4 protein-coding genes and 3 tRNA genes are annotated in these 5,040 nt (G+C 61.9%); all 7 read left to right on the plus strand.

Going from position 1 to position 5,040, the window contains the following annotated elements:
- Positions 1 to 215 precede the first annotated feature (215 nt).
- The 7 genes from mnmG (at position 216) to CCA01S_RS14940 (ending at position 5,000) form a co-directional block, all read left to right on the plus strand.
- Positions 216 to 2,132 (plus strand): tRNA uridine-5-carboxymethylaminomethyl(34) synthesis enzyme MnmG, encoded by a 1,917-nt coding sequence (mnmG, locus tag CCA01S_RS14910; protein WP_066459921.1) that lies wholly within the window; start codon positions 216 to 218, stop codon positions 2,130 to 2,132.
- Positions 2,132 to 2,803, plus strand: a complete 672-nt coding sequence (gene rsmG, locus CCA01S_RS14915; protein WP_066459927.1) for a 16S rRNA (guanine(527)-N(7))-methyltransferase RsmG — start codon at positions 2,132 to 2,134, stop codon at positions 2,801 to 2,803. Before mnmG ends, rsmG begins: the two co-directional genes overlap by 1 nt.
- Positions 2,793 to 3,605, plus strand: a complete 813-nt coding sequence (locus CCA01S_RS14920; RefSeq protein WP_066459923.1) for a ParA family protein — start codon at positions 2,793 to 2,795, stop codon at positions 3,603 to 3,605. Before rsmG ends, CCA01S_RS14920 begins: the two co-directional genes overlap by 11 nt.
- Positions 3,606 to 3,637: 32 nt before the next feature.
- Positions 3,638 to 4,570 (plus strand): ParB/RepB/Spo0J family partition protein, encoded by a 933-nt coding sequence (locus CCA01S_RS14925; RefSeq protein WP_066459926.1) that lies wholly within the window; start codon positions 3,638 to 3,640, stop codon positions 4,568 to 4,570.
- Between the two features lie 110 nt (positions 4,571 to 4,680).
- Positions 4,681 to 4,767 (plus strand) — tRNA-Tyr (locus tag CCA01S_RS14930).
- A gap of 50 nt (positions 4,768 to 4,817) precedes the next feature.
- A tRNA-Gly gene (locus CCA01S_RS14935) sits at positions 4,818 to 4,891 on the plus strand.
- Positions 4,892 to 4,925: 34 nt separating this feature from the next.
- Positions 4,926 to 5,000: transfer RNA gene (locus CCA01S_RS14940), tRNA-Thr, on the plus strand.
- Positions 5,001 to 5,040: the final 40 nt, after the last annotated feature.

Raw genomic sequence — 5,040 nt, forward strand, 5'->3', positions numbered from 1 at the left:
TGACGATGCTGATGTTGTTGGTTCTAAACAATGGCTGCACAGTGTTCTAGCCCGCACCGGCGGGCCAATCCCCTGTGGCCCGAGATATCACAATGATTTCAATGCTACTTGTTCAGACACCTTCTCTCACGATAAACAACGATGTTCCACGTGGAACATCGGTCTCTTCGTGAGTGGAGACGTATAATCACACCACTTCTCTTCTGATCTTTCCCATGAATTACACCGATGAATTTGATGTCCTCGTGATTGGCGGTGGCCATGCGGGGACTGAAGCTGCTTTGGCGGCTGCACGAATGGGTGCGTCCACTTTGCTGCTGACGCACAATATGGATACGCTTGGGCAGATGTCCTGCAATCCATCGATTGGCGGTATCGGTAAGGGGCATTTGGTGAAAGAGGTGGACGCCCTGGGGGGCGCCATGGCTTGGGCGACAGATCATGCGGGCATACAGTTCAGGATACTGAATCGCTCGAAGGGCCCTGCCGTGCGTGCCACGCGTGCTCAGGCAGATCGTTCTCTGTACCGTCGAGCCATCCGTATGGTTTTGCAGGGGCAGGACAATCTGCTGATTTTTCAGCAGGCTGTGGTTGATCTGATTTTGGAAGGTGATCGTGTGGTGGGGGCCAAGACCCAGGTGGGTCTGGACTTCCGGGCCAAAACCGTGGTGTTGACGGCGGGCACTTTCCTGAATGGGCTGATGCACGTGGGCCTGTCGCATTACGAGGCGGGGCGCGCGGGGGATCCGCCTGCAACCAGTCTGGGGCAGCGGCTTAAAGAGTTGAAGTTGCCGCAAGGCCGATTGAAGACGGGAACCCCACCCAGGATCGATGCGAAGAGTATTGATTTTTCCAAGACGGAGATTCAACCTGGGGATCTTGATCCTGTGCCAGTTTTTTCGTTTCTGGGGCGCGCCGACATGCACCCGGAGCAGGTGCCGTGCTGGATCACGCATACGACGGAACGGTCGCATGAGATCGTGCGCGCCGGGCTGGATCGTTCACCGCTGTACAGTGACCAAGGAACGATCGAAGGGGTAGGGCCGCGCTATTGCCCCTCGATTGAAGACAAGATCCATCGCTTTGCCGACAAGAGCAGCCATCAGGTGTTTCTTGAGCCCGAGGGGGCTTCGTCGTGCGAGATTTATCCCAATGGGATTTCCACCAGTTTGCCCTTTGACGTGCAGTTTGCGCTGGTGCGCAGCCTGCCTGGTTTGGAAAACGCCCGCATCATGCGGCCTGGCTATGCCATCGAGTATGACTATTTCGATCCGCGGCAGCTGCATGCCTGGCTTGAAACGAAGGCGATTCAAAATCTGTTCTTTGCCGGGCAGATCAATGGCACGACCGGGTATGAGGAAGCGGCGGCCCAGGGGTTGATGGCCGGGGCCAATGCGGCGCTGCGTGCCCAGGGCAAGGATCCCTGGACGGTCTCGCGGCAAGAGGCGTATCTGGGGGTTTTGGTGGATGACCTTGTAACGAAAGGCGTTACTGAACCTTACAGAATGTTTACTTCCCGGGCTGAGTATCGCCTGAGCCTTCGGGAAGACAATGCCGACCAGCGCCTGACCGAAACTGGCCGTGCCCTGGGGCTCGTGGACGATGCGCGCTGGAGCGCCTTTTGCCGCAAGCGGGACGCCGTGGCGGCTGAAATCCAGCGTTTGCGGGAAACGCGCGTCAATCCGGCTGTGCTGCTGGCGCACGACCGCGAACGCCTTGCGCTGGAACACAAAGACCGTCATCCCAGCTTGCTCGAACTGCTCAAGCGTCCGGACGTGGATTATCGCCAGCTCATGGCGCTGGCCGATGCGCAAGGCGCTTTTCTGGCCGGGCCGGGCCTGAGCGAGGATGACCAGGTCGAGCAGCTCGACATCCAGGTGAAGTACGCGGGCTATATCGAGCGCCAGCGGCTGGAAATCGAGCGCCAGCGCGCGCAGGAAGGTCAGCGTATTCCAGCCGATTTCGATTATCGCGTGGTGTCGGGGCTGTCCATCGAGGTGCGCCAGCGCCTCGAAGCTGCGCGGCCCGAGACCGTTGGCCAGGCAGGGCGCATTTCGGGCATCACACCCGCCGCGATTTCCTTGCTGCTGGTGTACCTGAAGCGGGCACAGCGCGTGCGCCAAGTCGCATGATGGCGCCGGACACGCAATTTCACACGCGCCTGCTGGCCGCCCAGCGCGTGCTTGGGCTGGATCTGCCGCCGGATGCCACCGAGCGCCTGTTGGCTTACCTGCAGCAGCTGCAACACTGGAACAAGGCCTACAACCTGACTGCGGTGCGCGATCCGTCCGAAATGCTGGTGCAGCACGTCTTCGACAGTCTGTCCGTGCTGCCCGCCCTGCAGGCCCGTCGCGCCAAGCGGCCCACCCGCATTGCCGACATGGGCTCGGGGGCCGGGTTGCCGGGCGTGGTTCTGGCGATCTGCCAGCCTGGTTGGCAGATCGTTTGTGTGGATGCCGTCGGCAAGAAGACGGCGTTCATCCGCCAGGCCGCCGGTGTGCTGGGGCTGGACAACGTGCGGGCCGTTCATGGCCGCATCGAGTCGATGCCCAGTCTGCAGACCGACATCGTCATTTCGCGGGCCTTTGCCTCGCTGAGTGATTTTGTCCGCGTGGCGGCCCATCATCGGGCATCTGACGGTATCCTGCTGGCCATGAAGGGGCAGTATCCGCTCGAAGAGCAGCAGGCGCTCGAATCATCGACCGATTGGCGCGTGAAGGCGCACACCGAGCTGCATGTGCCCGAGATGGCCGCCCACCGTTGTCTGCTGGAACTCGGATTGAAGGAATCCCATGACTGCTGATCGCCCGAAGCCCTCCGCCCGCGTCTTTTGCATCGCCAACCAGAAGGGGGGCGTGGGCAAGACCACGACTGCCATCAACCTGGCTGCATCGCTTGCCATGCACGGCCAGCGGGTCTTGCTGGTCGATCTCGATCCGCAGGGCAACGCCACCATGGGCAGTGGCATCGACAAGAACGGTGCCGCGCTCAACCTGTACCAGGTGCTGATCGGCGAGGCCACGGTGGCGCAGGCCCGCCTGCGTTCGGAAGCGGGCGGCTACGACGTGCTGCCGTCCAATCGCGAGCTTTCAGGGGCGGAAATCGACCTGGTGGGTATGGATGACCGTGAGAAGCAGCTGAAGACCGCCCTCGAAACGGTGGGCGACGACTACGATTTCGTGCTTATCGACTGCCCGCCCACCTTGTCTCTGCTGACGCTCAACGGCCTGGCCGGGGCGCACGGGGTCATTATCCCCATGCAGTGCGAATACTTCGCCCTGGAAGGCCTGTCCGACCTGGTCAACACCATCAAGCGCGTCTACCGCAATCTCAACCCCGGGCTTGAACTCATCGGCCTGCTGCGGGTCATGTTCGACCGTCGCGTCACCTTGCAGCAGCAGGTCTCGGCGCAGCTCGAGTCCCATTTCGGCGACAAGGTCTTCAAGGCCATCGTGCCGCGCAACGTCCGTCTGGCCGAAGCGCCCAGCCACGGTCTGCCGGGAGTGGTGTACGACAAGACCTCGCGCGGCGCGAAAGCCTATCTCGCCTTTGGCGAAGAACTGATCCGCCGGGTGGGCGGGCGCGTGCGCCGCCGTGCCGCTTGAGCGCGGCGCCATCCAGCAACGGAGGAATACTCATGGCAACACGTAAAAAAGGTCTGGGTCGAGGCCTCGACGCCCTGCTGGGCAGCGACCATGGGGCGCTCGACGCCGTCGGTGCCCCGGAAACCCCGCACCAGCTGCCTGTGAGCGCCCTGCGCGCGGGGCGCTATCAGCCGCGCACCCGCATGGACGAAGGCGCGCTCAACGACTTGGCCGATTCGATCCGTGTCCAGGGCATCATGCAGCCCATCCTGGTGCGCCCGCTCGATGCGGACCCTGGGCAGTACGAAATCATCGCGGGCGAGCGGCGCTTCCGGGCTGCCCAGATTGCCGGGCTCAGCGAGGTGCCGGTGCTGGTGCGTCAGGTGGCCGACGAAAACGCCGCAGCCATGGCGCTCATCGAAAACATCCAGCGCGAAGACCTCAATCCGCTGGAAGAAGCGCAAGGGGTGCGTCGGCTGCTCGACGAGTTTGGCCTGACGCACGAACAGGCGGCCACCGCCATCGGACGCTCGCGTTCCACGACCACCAATCTGCTGCGCCTGCTGAACCTGGCCGAGCCGGTGCAGACCATGTTGCTGGCGGGCGATATCGACATGGGCCATGCGCGCGCCTTGTTGGCGGCCGATGCCGCGCGGCAGATTCTGCTGGCCAACGAAGTCATTGCGCGCGGCCTGTCGGTACGTGATACGGAAAAACGGGTGGCGCGCGCGCTGCGCGAAGAAGACGAACCCCTGTCCACCACGGCGGGGAAAGTCGCCCGTTCGGCGGCGGTCGCGCCGCATGGCGACTTGCTCCGGCTTGAAAAGGCACTGTCCGATTATCTGGCGACCAAGGTCAAGATCAAGGCGGGGGCGCGCAAGGGGGGCCAGCTGGTGATTGATTTTTCCGACTGGCAGCATCTGGACGCGTTGCTCGAGCGCCAGGGGCTGGCCGAAGTGCTGGCCAGCCAGGACAGCGCGGGCTGAACGGCCTGGCCGGGTGGCGGAAAACGACATTCAAAGGGGCATTCCGGCGGATGTTCCACCACTTGGCTTGACACCGATAAAAAACATCTTCATAATTCGGAATTCGCTTCGGTGGGGTGCCCGAGTGGTTAAAGGGGGCAGACTGTAAATCTGTTGGCCTTGCGCCTACGTTGGTTCGAATCCAACCCCCACCACCAAGCGACGATACCTCTTCTGGTCTACAGAAGAATCGATGGGAAGCCGAATCGCGGGTGTAGCTCAATGGTAGAGCAGAAGCCTTCCAAGCTTACGACGAGGGTTCGATTCCCTTCACCCGCTCCAGCGGGTTTTTACTGACGGTATCAGCACGAATACCGCCCATGTGGCTCAGTGGTAGAGCACTCCCTTGGTAAGGGAGAGGTCATGCGTTCGATCCGCATCATGGGCACCACAATCTCTTGAACCAGCTCTATTCCACAGTCGGGAGTCAG

It is taken from the genome of Castellaniella caeni NBRC 101664, assembly GCF_001592225.1.
Classification (GTDB): Bacteria; Pseudomonadota; Gammaproteobacteria; order Burkholderiales; family Burkholderiaceae_B; genus Castellaniella; species Castellaniella caeni.

What these genes read in the sequence shown, in the direction of transcription:
- rsmG (WP_066459927.1), top strand. Translation starts at nt 2,132, where the DNA reads ATGGCGCCGGACACGCAATTTCACACGCGCCTGCTGGCCGCCCAGCGC.
- mnmG (WP_066459921.1), top strand. Translation starts at nt 216, where the DNA reads ATGAATTACACCGATGAATTTGATGTCCTCGTGATTGGCGGTGGCCAT.
- CCA01S_RS14920 (WP_066459923.1), top strand. Translation starts at nt 2,793, where the DNA reads ATGACTGCTGATCGCCCGAAGCCCTCCGCCCGCGTCTTTTGCATCGCC.
- CCA01S_RS14925 (WP_066459926.1), top strand. Translation starts at nt 3,638, where the DNA reads ATGGCAACACGTAAAAAAGGTCTGGGTCGAGGCCTCGACGCCCTGCTG.